Raw genomic sequence first — 16,740 nt, 5'->3', positions numbered from 1 at the left:
GGTCGTGACCGGCTCGTCGTCATCCCGCTCATCCTGGCCGTGGTGCTGCTGATCCTGTTCGCCCTGCTGCGCGCCGTCCCGGCCGCCCTGCTGCTGGTCGCGGTGACGGTACTGAGCGCGCTGGCCGCCCTGGGTCTGGGCAGCTGGCTCGGCACCCACGTCTTCGGTTTCCCGGCGCTGGATACGAACGTGCCGCTGTTCGCGTTCCTGTTCCTGGTGGCGCTGGGCGTCGACTACACCATCTTCCTGGTCACCCGGGCCCGCGAGGAGACGCCGGAGTACGGCACCACCCGCGCCATGGTGCGCGCGGTCTCGGCCACCGGCGCGGTCATCACCAGCGCGGGCATCGTACTGGCGGCGGTGTTCACGGTGCTCGGGGTGCTGCCGCTGATCACCCTGACCCAGCTCGGCATCGTCGTCGGCATCGGCATCGTGCTCGACACCTTCGTGGTGCGCACCGTCGTCATCCCGGCGTTGTTCCGGCTGATCGGTGCGCGCATCTGGTGGCCGAGCCGCCCGGACACGCACACCGCCCGGGTTTCGACCACCACACCGAGGGAAGCCGCCGTAGGAGCGGTGACAGAACGGAGTGATCATGAACAGCCGAGCGGGAACGAGTGATTCGACCGTCCGTCGATCCGGACCGGCGCGCTACGGCACCGGCGCGCAGATGGCCGGGCTGGCGGTGATCGCGCTGCTGGTCGCCGCGGCGGCCGCGGTCGGGAATCTGTCGGCGGTCTCGACCGCCGACAAGTACGAAGCCCTGGAACAACCGGCCTGGGCACCGCCCTCGTGGCTGTTCGGCCCGGTGTGGACGCTGCTCTACTCGCTCATGGCGATCGCGGCGTGGCTGGTGTGGCGCGCCGAGCCGTGGCAGCGGGTGCGTGTCGCCCTCGGCGTCTTCGTGGTCCAGCTGATCCTGAACGCGCTGTGGACGCCGCTGTTCTTCGCGGCCGAATGGCGCGGGGTGGCCTTCGCGGAGATCCTGGTTCTGCTGGCCGCCATCGTCGCCACCATCGTGCTGTTCGCGCGCCACCAGCGGTGGGCGGCCGGTGTGCTCGTACCCTATCTGCTGTGGACCGTCTTCGCGGCGGCGCTGAATTTGGCCGTCTGGCAGCTGAACACCTGACGGTGCACACCTGAGCGGAAACAACCCACCGTGCGGAGTACGACCGACCGGAAGAGGTGAGCGCGTGCGCTGTGTGATCTTCGGGGCGACCGGATACATCGGCGGCCGACTGGTGCCGGAACTGCTGCGCCGGGGCCACAGCGTGCGGCTGCTGGTCCGCAGTCCGGAGAAGCTCGCCGAGGTGCCGTGGCGGGATCGGGTGGAGGTGCGCATCGGTGATGTCACCGATCCCGAGGCGGTGGACGGCGCCCTCGCGGGTCAGGACGTCCTCTACTACCTGATCCATTCGCTCAACCGTACGGATTTCGAGGAGGTGGATCGGCGCGCCGCCGAACTCGCCGCCGACGGGGCGGGCCGGGCCGGGCTGCGGCGCATCGTCTATCTCGGCGGCATCACCCCGGACGGTCAGCGCCTGTCACGGCATCTGCGCTCGCGCGCGGAGGTCGGCGATATTCTGCTGGCCGGGTCGACGCCGACGCTGGTGCTGCGCGCCGGGGTGATCATCGGATCGGGTTCGGCCAGTTTCGAGATGCTGCGGTATCTGACCGAGCGGCTGCCGGTCATGGTGACCCCGCGCTGGGCCCGCAACCGCATCCAACCCATCGCGGTCCGCGATGTCCTGCACTATCTGGTGGCCGCCGCCGAGCTGCCGGACTCGGTGTCGGGCGCGTTCGATATCGGCGGTCCCGATGTGCTGACCTACGTGGACATGATGCACGGCTACGCCGCCGTCGCCGGACTCACGCGCCGGGTCATCGTGCCGGTGCCGGTGCTGACGCCGTGGCTGTCGGCGCAGTGGGTGAATCTGGTGACCCCGGTCCCCCGCTCCATCGCCGTCCCGCTGATGGAGTCGCTGATCAATGACGTGGTGTGCCGTGACACCGCCATCGACGTGCACATTCCCCCGCCACCGGAAGGCCCGACCGGCTATCGCCGCGCCGTCGAACTGGCGCTGGCCCGCATCAAGGATCTCGACGTGCCCACCCGCTGGTCGGATGCCGGTGCGCCGTCCGATCCGCTGCCCACCGATCCGGAGTGGTCCGGCGGCACCGTCTACACGGATGTGCGCGAGCTCGCCACCACCGCCGACCCCGACCGGGTGTGGGCGGTGATCGAGGCGATCGGCGGGGAGAACGGGTGGTACTCGTTCCCGCTGGCGTGGTCGCTGCGCGGCTGGATCGACCGGCTCGCGGGCGGGGTGGGGCTGCGGCGCGGCCGTCGCGACCCGCACCGGCTGCGCCCCGGCGAGGCCCTGGACTGGTGGCGCGTCGAGCACATCGAGCGTCCACGACTGTTACGACTGCGCGCCGAGATGCGGGTGCCCGGCCGTGCCTGGCTGGAGCTGTCCGTCGCGCCGGGGGCCGAGGGCGGTGCGGTGTACCGGCAGCGCGCCGTCTTCGAACCGCACGGATTCGCCGGACAGCTCTACTGGCGGTCCATCGCCCCGTTCCACGCGGTGATCTTCGGCGGCATGGCCCGCAATATCACCGGGACCGCCGAGCACGCACCGGTGGCGTGACCGGTCCCGCCGACGAGACCCCTTGTCCGCCAGCCGTTCCCGTCGACGGGCTTCGGTCGGCGGGGTTCGGTCAGCGGGATGCGCTCACAGGTTCCCGACGGTGTGTTCGAGCCGCTGCGCCACCAGTTCCCGCGCCTTCTCCCGCAGCGCCGGGCGGTAGCCGCTCGGGTACACCGGATCGCCGGGTTCGTAGGTTTTCAGGATCTCCTTGGCGAGGGTGATCTTGTGGACCTCGGTGGGCCCGTCCGCGATGGCCATGACCTGGGCGTAGTTCATCATGTCCACGAACGGCAGATCGGTGCTGACGCCGATGGCGCCGTGCAGGTGCATGGCGCGCTGGGCGATATCGTGCATGACCTTGGGCATGGCCACCTTGATCGCGGCGATATCGTGGCGGACCTTGCGGTAGTCCTGCTCGGAGTCGATCCGCCAGGCGGTGCGCAGCACCAGCAGCCGGAACTGCTCCATCTCGATCCAGGCTTCGGCGATCTTCTCCTGCGTCATCTGCAGACCGCCGAGCACACCCTTGCGCATGGGCCGGGAGACGGCGCGCTCGCACATCATGTCGAAGGCCTTGCGCACCATGGCGACCGTACGCATGGCGTGGTGCACGCGACCGCCGCCGAGGCGGGTCTGGGCCACGATGAAGCCGAGCCCCTCGGTCCCGAGCAGCGCGTCGGCGGGCACCCGCACATCGGTGAAGCGCAGATGCCCCTCGTTCTCGCTGAATCCGGGCACCGTGAAGTTCTTCACGATCTCCAGGCCGGGGGTGTCGGCGGGGACGATGAACATGGACAACCGCCGGTGCGGTTCGGCGTCGGGATCGGTGACCACCATGACGATGTGGAAGGTGGCGAATTCGGCGGCGGAGTTGAACCACTTCTCGCCGTTGATGACCCAGTGGTCGCCGTCGCGCACCGCGCGCGTCTTGAAGGCCGTCGGATCGGAGCCGCCGGTGGGTTCGGTCATCACATAGCAGGAGCCGATCTCACCGTCGAGCAACGGTTGCAGATACCTGGCCTTCTGCTCCGGGGTGCCGAAATGGGCGAGGATTTCGGCGTTGCCGGAATCCGGTGCCTGGCAGCCGAAGACCAGCGGTGCCCACTTGGAGGTGCCGATGACCTCGTTGAGCAGGGCCAGTTTGAGCTGACCGTAGCCGGGGCCGCCGAGTTCGGGGCCGAGGTGGCAGGCCCACAGGCCCTGCGCTTTCACCTTCTCCTGCAACGGTTTCATCAGCGCCCGGATCTCGGGGTTGGTGCGGTCGTAGGGTTCCGGGTACAGCAGGTCGAGCGGCTCGACCTCGTTCCGCACGAAATCGGCCACCCAGTCCAGCTTCCGCTGGTATTCCGGGTCGGTCTCGAAATCCCAAGCCATGGTCAGCCTTTCACTTGTTTCCGGCCGGTGCCGCGACACCGTCGAGGATGGTGGTGGTGAGAATGTCGGCGATCTCGTCGGGGGTACGCTCGCCGTCGGGGCGGTACCAGCGGCTGACCATGTTCAACATGGCCACCACGCTGTTGGTGACGACGTGGTCGTTGGTGCCCAGCACTCCGGCGCGGTGCCCCTCGTCGAAGACCCGCTGCCAGTAGCCCTGAATGGCCTCGCGCAACCGCTGGAGGTCGGCCTCACGTTCGGGGGTGAGCGCCCCGGCGTCGCGCAGCGCGATGGTCACCTCGTGCTGGTGTTCGATGATCAGGCGGACGTGGTCGCGAATCAGGGTGCGCAGCTTGTCGATCGGTGCGGCGTCGCGCTCGGCGACGGCCGCGGCGGCGTCCAGCATGAGCTGGGTGTAGTTGCGCCGGATCTGGAAGAGCAGTTCTTCCTTGGATCCGATGTGGTAATACAGTGCGCCGCGCTGGATCCCGGCCCGGTCACCGATCTCGCCGACGCCGGTGGCATGGAATCCCTTCTCCGCGAACAGTTCCATTGCCGCGCGCATGATCCGCTCCCGGGTCTCCCCCGGGTTCGCTTCCGAGGCAGGTGGCCGTCCGCGCCGCCGTGCCGGTGCCGCGGTCATCGCCAGCCGCCGTCCATGGCCAGGGTCGCCCCGGTGCAGAAGGCCGACGCGTCGGAGGCGAAGAACAGTGCGGCCCCGACGATATCGGCCGGAACGCCGATCCGCCCGAGCGCGTTGTGCTGGGCGAGGTGATCGCGCATCTCCTGCGGCCACGCCTTGGCGATATCGGTGTCGAAGGCCCCGCAGCGAATGGTGTTGACCCGCACCGCCGGGCCGTAGGTCTGCGCCAGCCCGCCGGTGAGCGCCTCCAGTCCGGCCTTGGCCGCCGCGTAGGGCACCGCGAGCGGTTCGGGTTTCGCGGCCTCGATGGAGGAGATATTGATGATCGAGCCGCCGCCCGCGGCCGCCATGCGCGGACCGATGAGCGCCGACAGCCGGAACGCCCCCTTGAGGTTGGTGGCGATCACCTTGTCGAACATGGCCTCGGTGACCTGATCCAGACTCGGGTACAGCAGGGACATACCCGCGTTGTTGACCAGCACGTCGACCGTGCCGAGTTCCGCGTACACGGCCTCGACCAGGGCGTCGCACTGCTCCCAGACGCCGACATTGCAGGCCACCGGCAGCGCCCGGACACCGTACTTCGCGCGCACCTCGGCGGCCAGGGCCGCGCAGGCGTCGAGTTTGCGGCTGGCGATCACCACGTGGGCCCCGGCGTCGGCGAAGGCGTGCACCATCTCGCGACCCAGCCCGCGGCTGCCGCCGGTGACCACAACGACCTTCTCCGACAAGGACTTTCCCATGCACCCACACCTTCGCGTCCAGGAACGGCAGAAATGTTCCGATCAGTACATTAAATGTACCGCCCGATACAATCAAGACCGGTGACCCATCCGGAAGTGCAGGCCGCCGCCGCCCGCCACATACCCGCGAGTAACATGACGGGCGTACTTTTTCCACCCGGCTTCTCGAAATGAGGCATTAGATGACAGAGCGGATTCAGGTCGGCGGGCTCCAGGTTGCCAAGGTGCTCCACGATTTCGTGGAGAACGAGGCCCTTCCCGGCACCGGCGTAGATTCCGCCGCGTTCTGGTCGGGTGCCGAGGCCGTCATCAACGACCTCGCTCCCCGTAACCGTGCTCTGCTCACCGAACGCGACGACATCCAGGCCAAGATCGACGAGTGGCACCGTGCTCACCCCGGCACCGGCTACGACAAGGCTGCCTACAAGCAGTTCCTCACCGAGATCGGCTACCTGCGTCCCGAACCGGCCGATTTCCAGATCGGCACCGAGAACGTGGACGCCGAAATCGCCACCACCGCGGGCCCGCAGCTCGTGGTCCCGGTGATGAACGCCCGCTTCGCCATCAACGCGGCGAACGCGCGCTGGGGCTCGCTGTATGACGCCCTGTACGGCACCGACGCCATCTCCGAGGAGAACGGCGCGGAGAAGGGCACCGGCTACAACAAGGTCCGCGGTGACAAGGTCATCGAATGGGCGCGCAACTTCCTCGACGACGCGGTACCGCTGATCACCGGCTCCCACGTCGGCTCCACCAAATACTCGATCGAGGACGGCGAGCTCGTGGTCGGCCTCGAGGACGGCACCGACATCGGTCTGGCCGACCCCTCGGCCCTGGTCGGTTACCTCGGTGATCCGGCGAACCCGACCTCGGTGCTGCTCGAGCACCACGGTCTGCACATCGAGATCCAGATCGACCCGTCCTCGCCGATCGGTTCCACCGACACCGCCGGTGTCAAGGATGTGGTGCTGGAGTCCGCGGTCACCACCATCATGGACTTCGAGGACTCGGTCGCCGCGGTGGACGCCGAGGACAAGGTGCTCTGCTACCACAACTGGCTGGGCCTGATGAAGGGCGATCTGGCCGAAGAGGTCAGCAAGGGCGGCAAGACCTTCACCCGCACCATGAACCCCGACCGCGTCTACACCGCCCTCGACGGTTCCGAACTGGTGCTGCACGGCCGCTCGCTGCTGTTCGTGCGCAATGTCGGCCACCTCATGACCTCCGACGCCATCCTCGACGCCGACGGCAACGAGGTGCCCGAAGGCATCATGGACGGCCTGCTCACCGTGCTGATCGCCAAGCACGCGCTCAACGGCGACACCAAGCTGAAGAACACCCGGACCGGCTCCATCTACATCGTGAAGCCGAAGATGCACGGCCCCGACGAGGTCGCCTTCACCAACGAGCTGTTCGGCCGGATCGAACAGGTGGTGGGTCTGCCCGCCAACACCCTCAAGGTCGGCATCATGGACGAGGAGCGGCGCACCACGGTGAACCTGAAGGCGTGCATCCACGCCGCCAAGGACCGCGTGGTCTTCATCAACACCGGCTTCCTCGACCGTACCGGCGACGAGATCCACACCTCCATGGAGGCCGGGCCCATGGTCCGCAAGGCCGAGATGAAGGGCCAGCAGTGGATCCTGTCCTACGAGGACTTCAATGTCGACACCGGTATCGCCACCGGCCTGCCCGGCAAGGCGCAGATCGGGAAGGGCATGTGGGCCATGCCGGACCTGATGGCGGACATGCTGGTCCAGAAGGTCGGCCACCCCAAGGCCGGTGCGAACACCGCCTGGGTGCCCTCGCCCACCGCCGCCACCCTGCACGCCACCCACTACCACCTGGTGGACGTGTTCAAGCGGCAGGCCGAGATCGCCAAGGGCGGTGCGCGCGCCAGCGTCGATCAGATCCTGGAGATCCCCCTCGCCGCCGACACCAACTGGTCGGCCGAGGAGAAGCAGCAGGAACTCGACAACAACTCCCAGGGCATCCTCGGCTACGTGGTCCGCTGGATCGACCAGGGCGTCGGCTGCTCCAAGGTGCCCGACATCAAGGACGTCGGCCTGATGGAGGACCGCGCCACCCTGCGCATCTCCTCCCAACTGGTGGCCAACTGGCTGCGCCACGGAGTGGTGTCCGAGGACGAGGTCATCGCCTCCCTCGAACGCATGGCCCCGGTCGTCGACCGCCAGAACGCCGGTGATCCGAGCTACCGCCCGATGGCCCCGGACTTCGCCTCCAGCATCGCCTTCCAGGCCGCCAAGGAACTCGTGCTCGAGGGCACCAAGCAGCCCAACGGCTACACCGAGCCCATCCTGCACCGCCGCCGCCGCGAGGCCAAGGAGTACAACGCCAAGTTCGGCGCGTAATCGCGGACCATCCGCGCGCATCCCCCTGGTCGATCTCGGTCGACCGGGGGGATTCGTGTCTCCGGAGTGGGTAGGCTGCGCGGCGTCAGTCGTTCCCCAGCAGAGGAAAGCTCCATGGGCAGTACCGTTCTCGATGTCGTCAATCTGATCATCGCCCGCGTGAACGCGGCCTGGTGGTGGGCCTCCAGCGGCTCTTCCGGCCCGATGCCGCTCTAGCGGGTCCGCTCCTCCTCGGGCGGCCGCGAGCGTGCGTTCGGCGGTCGTCCGAGCCGGTGGATTCGCCGGGGAACCGCGGTGCGCGAGAATATCCGGCGTGCCGCGGCACCGGCCGCTAGGCTGCGAGGTATCCGCACCGGCGAGCCGTCCGACCAGGAAGACACCGCATATGGCCGATGAAGGCCGCACCCTCTCCGCTGATACCGGCGACAACCGGGTCGAGCGGTCCGAGAGTTGCCCGGCCGCCCGGCCGACACCCGATCCGGAGCAGATGCGCCGCCTGGCGGCGTTGTTGCGGGGTGTCGCCGCGGGCGATCGGGACGCCTTCACCGCCTTCTACCGCTCGACTCACGACCGCGTGTACGGTCTGGCGCTGCGGATTCTGCGTCGTCCCCCGGCCGCCGAGGAGGTCACCCAGGAGGTGTACCTGTACGTGTGGAACTCCGCCGACCAGTACGATCAGCGGCTGGCCAGTCCGATCGGCTGGCTCATGATGCTCACCCATCGGCGCGCGGTGGATCGCGCCCGTACCGAATACTCCCGCGGACACCGCGATTTCGCTTACGGTCAGCGGCATCTGGGCCGAGATCACGATATCGTCGCCGAGACGGTGACGCAGCGCTCCGAGGAGCGCGCCGTGCTCGACTGCCTGGCCACCCTGACCGATATCCAGCGGGAAACGGTGGCGCTCGCCTACTACGGCGGCCGGACCTATCCGGAGGTGGCCGATGATCTCGGTATCCCGTTGTCCACGGTGAAGACTCGCATTCGTGACGGATTGCGCCGACTGCGCAGCTGTTTGACAGGATCGGTGACCGATGCCTGACCACTCGCCCGACACCGATCTGCTCGACCTCGCCTATCCGTACGCACTCGACGCGCTCTCCGACGACGAGCGCGCGGCGGTGGAGGAGCGGGTGCGCACCGCCGACGCCGCGGCGGCGACCGCCTTCCGCGACTCCGTGCGCGATATCCGCGAGACCCTCGCGGCGCTCACCGTGGTCGACAGGCGTCCCGCGCCCGACCACGTCGAGGCGTCCGTCCAAGCCGCCCTGGACCACCAGTTGGCGGCCGCCGCACCGGCGACCCGGACCTGGCCGGTGCGCTGGCTGGCCGCCGCGGCGGTGCTGATCCTCGCGATCGGGGTCGGCGCGTTCCTGGCGATCGACCGTGCGCAGCAGCGGGATTCGGGCGCGGTGACCGCGCAGCGGGTGCTCGCCGAGCCGGATGCGCGGCAAACCCGCGCCCCGGTCACCGGCGGCGGCGATATCGTCGTCACCACCTCGGCGCGCTTGGATGCCGCCGCCGTGTCCTTCGACGCGGTGCCCGCCGCACCGCCGAACCGCACCTATCAGCTGTGGCTCATCCCCGAGGGCGGCCAACCCGTCTCGGCCGGTGTGCTCGACCCCCTCCCCGCGGCGGACGATCCGGCGGTGGTGCCGCTGGACCACGCCGACCTGCTCGCGCTCTCGGTGGAGCCCACCGGCGGCTCCGACCAACCCACCACCGACCCGGTGGTCGCGGTCCCCCTCGACTGACCGCCCCGCGCGGCCGACCGACCGCCCGGCCAGCCAACCTGGCCGACCTAGCTGCGTGGCCGACCGAGCTGCACAGGTCGCCCACACGTAGCCGACCCATCGGGCGAGCCGCCCCGCGCGGGCGAACGACCTGTACCGTCGACCTCCCGCCCGACCGAACCGGTCCGCTCACTGCGCGGACCGATCCGCCTGTACCGCAGGTACTTTCGTCAGGCGAGCGCGACGGTGGCGGTGGCCCCGCCGAACACCCGGCGGCCGTCGTGGGTGGCCGTGAGGGCGATGGTGGCGGTCCGATTCGCGGTGTCGATCTCGCTGACCCGGCCACCGAATTCGATTTCCCCGACCGTGCCGGGCAGCACCCGAACCGGGGTGGACAGCCGTACCCGGTAGCGGCGCAGGGCGGTCGGATCGCCGGTCCACGCGGTGAGGTAGCCCGCGCCCAGACTCATGGTGAGCATGCCGTGCGCGAGGACGCCGGGACCCATGCCGACCGCCTCGGCGCTGGCGGGATGCCAGTGGATCGGGTTGGGATCCCCGGCCACTCCGGCGTAGCGCACCAGATCGCCCAGGGTGAGCCGGTAGACGCGGGACGGCAGCCGGTCACCGACCGCCACCGCGGCCAGGTCGCGGCCGCCGGTCACCGGCCGGGGCGCGGGGTGGACGGGCGAGACCGCCTCGACCTCGTCGAAGGCGGGCGGTTCGGCGTCGAGCAGGCCGTGGTGCAGGACGTTCTCGCCGATCGCGGCGAATCGCTCGTCCGGCCCGCCGTCCGCGCGCGCCACCAGTCCGGTGGTCGCGGTCAGCACGGCGCCGCCGTGCGCGTCGGTGACCTCGTTGCCCACCACCATGAGATCCCCGCCGAATGCCTTGCGGCGCGACAGCAGTCCGATGTGGCTGGTGAGCCGGTCGCCGACCAGGATGGGCCGATGGAAGTCGAAGGTCTGCTCGGTCTGCACCGTGGAGGTGAGGTCGCAGTCGGTGAGCAACTGCCCCAGAGCCGCTTGCACCCTGCCGCCGAGCAGAGCCGCGAAGGTGGGCGGGGTGGGCAGTGTCGCGCAGCCGTAGCCGGCGGCCACGTCCTCGTGCAGGTGGGCCGGATGATCGTTCTGGACCGCGCGGGCGAATTCGCGCACCTGCTCGCGACCGACCTCGTAGTGGTCGCGCAACCGGTAGGTGCGCCCGACCAGCGTGTGTGGATCGGCGAGGGTGGCATCTAGCACGGACTTCTCCTCCAGGGCCGGGAATGAGTTACCAACTAGTCGGTACCCGCTGGGCCGCCGGATTGCCCCCGGCACGCTGATGTGATCTACGACACATTCGCCTGCTCGGCGTTCGCGCACGGGTGCGCGGGCAGTGGCACTCGCCTCGTTGCGAATCCGTAATCGGTTTCGGTGAAACAAATCCGGCCACTCCACCGTTGTAGAGGTACGGCGGGGGTGGAGATCCGCACGACAAAATCCTCACGACAACGGCAGGTCCGTTGTGCCACCATGAGTTTCGACAATCATCCCGACCGAGCGGTCGGCGACCCAGGGAAGGAGGAGGCGGCTTTGCATCCGGAGTACTCGCAGCACGGCAGTGATATGGACGAGCTCGAACGGCTGGGCCGGAATATCGGCCGCCTCGCCGCGCGGGCCTGACCCGCCGCTTCCTCTCGTCCCCTCCTTCCTTTTCACGAAACATGGTGACACCCATGCTGTTCCGTCACGCCGACGACCCGCCGGCGATAACCGTCGACAACTGGATACACACGGGAGTGCTGCTCCTCAACGCCTCCTACGAGGCGCTGACCGAGATCCGCGCCGAGCGCGCCGTGGTGCTGCTCATCAGCGGTGCCGCCGAGTCGGTGGTGGATCGGGACCCGCACTTCCCCATTCGCTCGAAGAGCCTGGAGCTGGCACTGCCGGAGACCATCCGACTGCGGCGCTACGTCTACCTCGAGCACTGCGTGACGGTCACCGACGGCAGCCGGGCCACCCTGCCCGCCGTGCTGCGGCGCGACGCCTACCGCTGCGGGTACTGCGCCGGATGGGCCCGCACCGTCGACCACATCCGGCCCCGCAGCCGAGGCGGCCCCAACACCTGGGACAACCTCATCGCCGCCTGCGGACGGTGCAACACCTACAAGGCGGACCGGACTCCCGAGGAGGCCGGCATGCGCCTGCTGTGGGAGCCCCGCGCTCCCCAGGACATGGCGAAGAAGCAGCGGCGGATCTGGAAGGAACTGGCCGCATCGTAAACCACGTGATCGGACATGAAAGGAGCGAGATCCGATGACGAAAACAGCAGTTCGGGAGCTGAGCCTGGCGGATCTGCTCCCCATCTCCGACTCGAAGGACTACTGGGCCCGCGCGGCCTGCAAGGGCGACCCGAACCACGACGCCTGGTTCCCCTACCCCTCGCAGGACTTCGACTACGCGCGCACCATCTGCGCGGCCTGCCCCATCCGGCGCGAATGCGGTGACTTCGCCGCCAGCACCGGACAGTCCGGCGTCTGGGGCGGGCACGAGTACGACCGCGGCACACTGATCCGCGATTGACTCGCCCCGAGGCCGCCGTCGTGCCCCGCGCGACGGCGGCTTCCTCGCGTACCCGCCGATTCGTGTCCCGGGCCGGTTCCGGGCAAGATGGTGACCCGTGATCGCTTCGCCTCCGCCCCGGTGCCGTCGCAAACCCCGCCTGACCTGCGAGGCGAATTTCGCGTGAACATAGACTGACGATCGTGGGAACTCATCGCGCCCGAGGCCGGTCACGTGGGGTCAGCAAAGGTCCGGTCATCGCTCTGGTGGCGGTGGTGGTGCTGGCGGTGGCGGTGGTCGGCTGGAGCTGGCTGGCCGAACGGGCCAAGGATCGGGATGCGGCGGCGGCCGCCGCCTGCGCCGAGGGCACCACCACGCTGCATGTCACCGTCGATCCGGATATCGCGGAACCGGTGCGGGCGGCGGCGCAACGCTACAACGCCACCACACCCCGGGTGCGTGATCACTGCGCGCAGGTCGAGGTGACCGCGCGGGCATCGGATGCCGTGGTCGCCGCGTTCACCGCCGACGCACCGTGGAATCCGGAGCTGGGGCCGCAGCCCGCACTCTGGATTCCGGATTCGTCGCGGTCGGTGGCGCTCATGCGGGTGCCCGGACTGGTGGAGGGCACGCCCGCCCCGGTCGCGGTGAGCCCGATCGCGCTGGCCGTCCCCGACCAGCTCCGGCGGGCACTGGAGGCGGCCCAGACCACCTGGGCGGATCTGCCCGGACTGCAACAGGGTTCGCTCGCCGAGGTGGGGCTGGGCGGCTGGGGCGGACTGCGGCTGGCCATGCCGCCGGGTGACGACAGTCTGGCCGCCGCGCTCGCGGTCGGATCGGGGGTGTCGGGATCGGATCCGCTCACCGCGGAGGCCGCGTCCTCCGGTCAGGTGACCTCGGCGATCTCGCGGCTCGCGGCGGGTGCGCCCGAGGCGACCGATCTCGGCCGCGCCCTGCTGGATGCGGCCGGGGCCGACGATCTGCCCGCGGCGACCGTGCACGCGGTCACCGCCACCGAGCAGCGCATCAAGGCCAATCGCGGCCTGACCGCCTTCCGCCCGCTGGGCGCGACCCCGGTGGCCGACTACCCGGCGGCGCTGCTCACCGGCGACTGGGTGGACCAGACCCAGAATCTGGTGGCGGGCCTGTTCGCCGACTATCTGCGCGCACCCGAACAGGCGAAGCTGTTCACCGACAACGGTTTCGGCGCCGCACCGCCCGCCGGGCCGCCGGTGCCGGAGCAGGCGGTGCTGCTCCGCGTCCAGGAGGTGCTGGCGAATCCGGTACTGGGGGTGAGCGCCACCGCACTGGTGGACGTGTCGTCCTCGATGGCCACCACCGAAGGGGCGGCCACCCGCCTGGCCAACACCCTCGCCGCCCTGCAATCGGTGATGAACGTGATGCCGCCCGATTTCGGGCTGGGCGTCTGGACCTTCGGCAAGAACCTGGACGGGAACCAGCACTATCGGGTGGTCTCGCGGACCGCTCCGCTCACCGACGCGCACCGGGCCGGACTGGTGCGGGAGCTGTCCGATATCTCGGCGACCAGCACCCAACCCGACCGCGCCTATCCCACCCTGGAGGCGGCCTACCGCGACGCCGTCGCGAATTATGCGCCGGGACGGACCAATTCGATCCTGATCGTCACCGACGGCCCCGACGACGACTCCCCCGTCACCGGCGACCAACTGCTGGCGACTATCGCCGCCCTCGCCGATCCGGCCCGCCCGGTGCGGATCGACGTCATCGCGATCGGCGGCCAGGGCCCGCAAACCCTGCGCACCCTCACCGAGCAAACCAATGGCACCTTCACCCAGGTGCCCACCACCGACGAGCTCGCCTTCGGCAGCGCCATGAATCAGGCCCTGACCACCCCCTGATCAACTCCTTCGGCATGTCGTCGCACACTGTCGGCGAACTCGTGGGAGATTGCGGGAATGGCGCATACGACGAGCACCGACAGTTCGCTCGAGCAGGGTTTCGCCGCGGGCACCTCCATCGCGGCCGCGGTCCTGCTGCTGGTGGTCGGCGTGCTCTCGATCCTCGAGGGCATCTCGGCCGCGGCATCCGACGATCTGGTGATCGTGGATGTCAACGACTACGTCTACAAGCTCAACACCACCGGGTGGGGATGGATCCACATCATCCTCGGCGCGATCGTGGTCATCGCCGCCATCGGCCTGATGGCGGGCACCACCTGGGGCCGCGCCGCCGCCATGATCCTGGCGGCGCTGTCGATCATCGCCAACTTCCTGTGGCTGCCCTACTACCCGATCTGGTCGATCGTCATCATCGCCCTGGACGTGGTGGTCATCTGGGCCGTCGCGACCTGGAAGCCCGACACCGTCTGACCCGAGCCCGACGGTGCACGGCGCCCCATCGATCCGCGCGATCGGTGGGGCGCCGTCGCGTGTTCGGGGGGTGCGCCATTAACGCGAACGGATTCACACTGGATACCAGGAGACCGGCGACCACGCCGGGCGGGTAGCACAGGGAGGACCCGTGACTCTCCACCAGGGTGCGATATTCGCCGGATACGCCATCCAGCGCGTGATCGGCGTGGGCGGCATGGGCACGGTGTATCTGGCCCGCCATCCCCGGCTGCCCATGGATGTCGCGCTCAAGGTCCTCTCGGCGGATCTGGGCCGCGATCCCGCGGCGCGCGCGTACTTCGAACGGGAGGCCGAGATCGCGGCGCGGTTGCAGCATCCGAATATCGTGCGGGTGCACGACCGCGGCACCGAGGGCGACCACCTGTGGATCGCCATGGACTACGTGGACGGCCCCGATATCGGGCAGGTGCTGCGCGACGGGCCGCTGGCGGCCGAGGTCGCGGTGGAGGTGATCGCACAGGCCGCCGACGGTCTCGATCACGCGCATCGGCGCGGGGTGCTGCACCGCGATGTCAAACCCGCGAATCTGCTCACCACCGCGGTCCGGCAGCGGCGGCACGTGTACCTGACCGACTTCGGTATCGCCCGCAGTCTGGACGACACCACCACCGTCACCACCTCGGTGCGCGCGACCTTCGCCTACGCGGCCCCAGAACTGCTCACCGGGCATCCGCTCGACCGGCGCGCCGATGTGTACGCGCTGGGCGCGACGCTGTACCGGCTGCTCACCGATACGGTGCCCTATCCCCGCGACACCCTCGCCGCGGTCCTGCACGCCCACCTGCACCAGACTCCGCCGCAGGCCACCTCGTGCCGACCGGATCTGCCCGCCGGGGTGGACCGGGTGATCGCCACAGCCATGGCCAAGGACCCGGCGGACCGCTACCCCACCTGCACCGCCTTGGCGGAGGCCGCGGTGACGGCGCTGCGCGAACCGGCCACGCTCCCCGCCCCGCGACCGCTCCCCGCCTCACCGCCGCTCCCCGCCTCACCGCCGCTCCCCGCCTCACCGCCGCTCCCGGCACCACCAGCGGTTCCCGCATCACCGTCGACCGACACCGGCCAGACCAACGCCGGCCAGACCAACGCCGGCCAGACCGACGCGGGCCAGACCGACGCGGCCACGCCACCACCCGGCCGCCCACCGATGGACGGGAGCTGGGACACTCCCACCGCGCCCGCACCACCGCCCAGCCGCGAACCCACCGAACCCCCTGTCCCCCAAGCGAAGTCGCCGGCCATCACGCGGCGACGCCTGCTCTCGGCGCTCGGGATCGCGGCACCCGTCGCCGCCGTCGCGACCGCCGTCGTACTGCTCACCCAGGAGGATTCGTCCGGCCGGTCCGACGCGCCGGGGCAGCGCGATGCGCCCCGTGCGGGTTCGCGGCTGCGCACGGTGCTCACCGGCCACACCGGCCTGGTGCACGACGTGCGCTTCAGCCCGGACGGGGCGCTGGTGGCGACGGCGAGTTTCGACAAGAACGCGCGGCTCTGGGATGTCGGCGCGGGCGGTCCGGCAGGCGAACCGCTGACCGGTCATACCGATCGGGTGCGTTCGGTCGCCTTCGCCCCCGACGGCGCCACCCTCGCGACCACCAGCGCGGACACCACCGCGCGACTGTGGGACGTGCGCACCGGGCGACCACGCGGTGAACCGCTGTCCGATGCCGCCGGGTCGATCAATGCCGTCGCCTTCGCCCCCGACGGCGTGCTCCTCGCCACCGCGGGCAGCGACAGCCTGATCCGGCTGCGCGGAGTGGACTCCCGGCAGCAGGTCGGCGCGCCGTTGCACGGCCATACCGCCGCGGTCAACGCGGTCGCGTTCAGCCCGGACGGCACCATCCTGGCCAGCGCCGGCTTCGATATGACGGTGCGGCTGTGGGATGTGCGCACCCGCCGGCAGCTGGGTGCGCCGTTCCTCGGGCACACCGACCGGGTGCGCACGGTGATCTTCAGTCCCGACGCCAGCCTGCTGGCCACCACCGGCGCGGACGGCACCGCGCGGATCTGGGACACCGGCACCCATCGCCAACTCGGCGATGCCATCCCCGGCCACACCGGCGGCGTCCGCGCGGTGGCCTTCGCACCCGACGGCGCCACCCTGGCCAGCGGCGGCGACGACGGCACCGTGCGACTGTGGGATGTCACCACCCGCCGCCAGCTCGGCGAACCGCTCACCGGCCACACCGACGCCGTCTACGCGGTCGCCTTCAGCCCCGACGGCCGCCTGCTCGCCACCACCGGCAGTGACGCCACGCTGCGCCTATGGGAACCGGCGGTCTGATACCACACCG

16 protein-coding genes are annotated in these 16,740 nt (G+C 69.8%); 12 read left to right on the top strand and 4 right to left on the bottom strand.

Annotation, left to right across the window (positions count from 1 at the left end; genetic code table 11):
• The 3 genes from ON31_RS13035 to ON31_RS13025 all read left to right on the top strand — a co-directional run.
• The coding region (locus tag ON31_RS13035; protein WP_039813358.1) for an MMPL family transporter at window positions 1-621 on the top strand (621 nt) is incomplete at its 5' end.
• A 49-nt stretch (window positions 622-670) separates the two neighbouring features.
• On the top strand, window positions 671-1,129 hold the full coding sequence (locus ON31_RS13030) for a TspO/MBR family protein (protein WP_039813357.1): 459 nt from the start codon (window positions 671-673) through the stop codon (window positions 1,127-1,129).
• 64 nt (window positions 1,130-1,193) lie between these two features.
• On the top strand, window positions 1,194-2,648 hold the full coding sequence (locus tag ON31_RS13025) for an SDR family oxidoreductase (protein ID WP_039813355.1): 1,455 nt from the start codon (window positions 1,194-1,196) through the stop codon (window positions 2,646-2,648).
• Between the two features lie 84 nt (window positions 2,649-2,732).
• Here the strand turns inward: ON31_RS13025 and ON31_RS13020 are convergent, their stop codons facing one another.
• Genes ON31_RS13020 through ON31_RS13010 form a run of 3 tightly spaced genes read right to left on the bottom strand, consistent with a single transcriptional unit; the run spans window position 2,733 to window position 5,408 of the window.
• Window positions 2,733-4,022 carry an acyl-CoA dehydrogenase family protein gene (locus ON31_RS13020; RefSeq protein ID WP_039813352.1) on the bottom strand — a complete coding sequence of 430 codons (1,290 nt, stop codon included), beginning with the start codon at window positions 4,020-4,022 and terminating at the stop codon, window positions 2,733-2,735.
• 10 nt (window positions 4,023-4,032) lie between these two features.
• On the bottom strand, window positions 4,033-4,665 hold the full coding sequence (locus tag ON31_RS13015; RefSeq protein WP_039813350.1) for a TetR/AcrR family transcriptional regulator: 633 nt from the start codon (window positions 4,663-4,665) through the stop codon (window positions 4,033-4,035).
• Window positions 4,662-5,408 carry an SDR family NAD(P)-dependent oxidoreductase gene (locus ON31_RS13010; protein ID WP_039813348.1) on the bottom strand — a complete coding sequence of 249 codons (747 nt, stop codon included), beginning with the start codon at window positions 5,406-5,408 and terminating at the stop codon, window positions 4,662-4,664. The genes ON31_RS13015 and ON31_RS13010 overlap by 4 nt, the downstream gene beginning before the upstream one ends.
• A 182-nt stretch (window positions 5,409-5,590) precedes the next feature.
• On the opposite strand from ON31_RS13010, the gene ON31_RS13005 reads away from it, so the two are divergent.
• The 3 genes from ON31_RS13005 (at window position 5,591) to ON31_RS12995 (ending at window position 9,534) form a co-directional block, all read left to right on the top strand.
• Window positions 5,591-7,780 carry a malate synthase G gene (locus ON31_RS13005; RefSeq protein WP_039813346.1) on the top strand — a complete coding sequence of 730 codons (2,190 nt, stop codon included), beginning with the start codon at window positions 5,591-5,593 and terminating at the stop codon, window positions 7,778-7,780.
• A 385-nt stretch (window positions 7,781-8,165) separates the two neighbouring features.
• A complete protein-coding gene (gene sigK / locus ON31_RS13000) occupies window positions 8,166-8,822 on the top strand; it encodes an ECF RNA polymerase sigma factor SigK (RefSeq protein WP_029930626.1) in 657 nt (218 codons plus the stop codon).
• The gene (locus ON31_RS12995; protein WP_039813344.1) at window positions 8,815-9,534 is read left to right on the top strand and encodes an anti-sigma factor; all 720 of its coding nucleotides are present in this window, start codon (window positions 8,815-8,817) and stop codon (window positions 9,532-9,534) included. The genes sigK and ON31_RS12995 overlap by 8 nt, the downstream gene beginning before the upstream one ends.
• A gap of 209 nt (window positions 9,535-9,743) precedes the next feature.
• On the opposite strand, the gene ON31_RS12990 is transcribed toward ON31_RS12995, so the two are convergent.
• Complete coding sequence (locus ON31_RS12990; protein ID WP_039813342.1) at window positions 9,744-10,754, bottom strand: fused (3R)-hydroxyacyl-ACP dehydratase subunits HadA/HadB; 1,011 nt, start codon at window positions 10,752-10,754, stop codon at window positions 9,744-9,746.
• 270 nt (window positions 10,755-11,024) lie between these two features.
• Between ON31_RS12990 and ON31_RS36625 the strand changes: the two genes are divergently transcribed.
• The 6 genes from ON31_RS36625 (at window position 11,025) to ON31_RS38385 (ending at window position 16,730) form a co-directional block, all read left to right on the top strand.
• The gene (locus tag ON31_RS36625) at window positions 11,025-11,174 is read left to right on the top strand and encodes a hypothetical protein (RefSeq protein WP_157533661.1); all 150 of its coding nucleotides are present in this window, start codon (window positions 11,025-11,027) and stop codon (window positions 11,172-11,174) included.
• Between the two features lie 53 nt (window positions 11,175-11,227).
• Window positions 11,228-11,773 (top strand): HNH endonuclease, encoded by a 546-nt coding sequence (locus ON31_RS12985; RefSeq protein WP_039813391.1) that lies wholly within the window; start codon window positions 11,228-11,230, stop codon window positions 11,771-11,773.
• Window positions 11,774-11,807: 34 nt separating this feature from the next.
• Entirely contained in the window at window positions 11,808-12,074 is a 267-nt protein-coding gene (locus ON31_RS12980) for a WhiB family transcriptional regulator (RefSeq protein ID WP_039813340.1), read from the top strand.
• Between the two features lie 182 nt (window positions 12,075-12,256).
• Window positions 12,257-13,933: a substrate-binding domain-containing protein gene (locus ON31_RS36620; RefSeq protein WP_039813339.1), complete on the top strand. Its 1,677-nt coding sequence runs from the start codon at window positions 12,257-12,259 to the stop codon at window positions 13,931-13,933.
• 57 nt (window positions 13,934-13,990) lie between these two features.
• Window positions 13,991-14,404: a DUF7144 family membrane protein gene (locus tag ON31_RS12970; protein WP_039813336.1), complete on the top strand. Its 414-nt coding sequence runs from the start codon at window positions 13,991-13,993 to the stop codon at window positions 14,402-14,404.
• Between the two features lie 151 nt (window positions 14,405-14,555).
• Complete coding sequence (locus tag ON31_RS38385; RefSeq protein ID WP_051037171.1) at window positions 14,556-16,730, top strand: WD40 repeat domain-containing serine/threonine protein kinase; 2,175 nt, start codon at window positions 14,556-14,558, stop codon at window positions 16,728-16,730.
• Window positions 16,731-16,740: the final 10 nt, after the last annotated feature.

This window comes from Nocardia otitidiscaviarum NBRC 14405, assembly GCF_000308635.1.
Lineage (GTDB): Bacteria > Actinomycetota > Actinomycetes > Mycobacteriales > Mycobacteriaceae > Nocardia > Nocardia otitidiscaviarum.
This window is presented reverse-complemented; position numbering and strand designations above follow the sequence as displayed.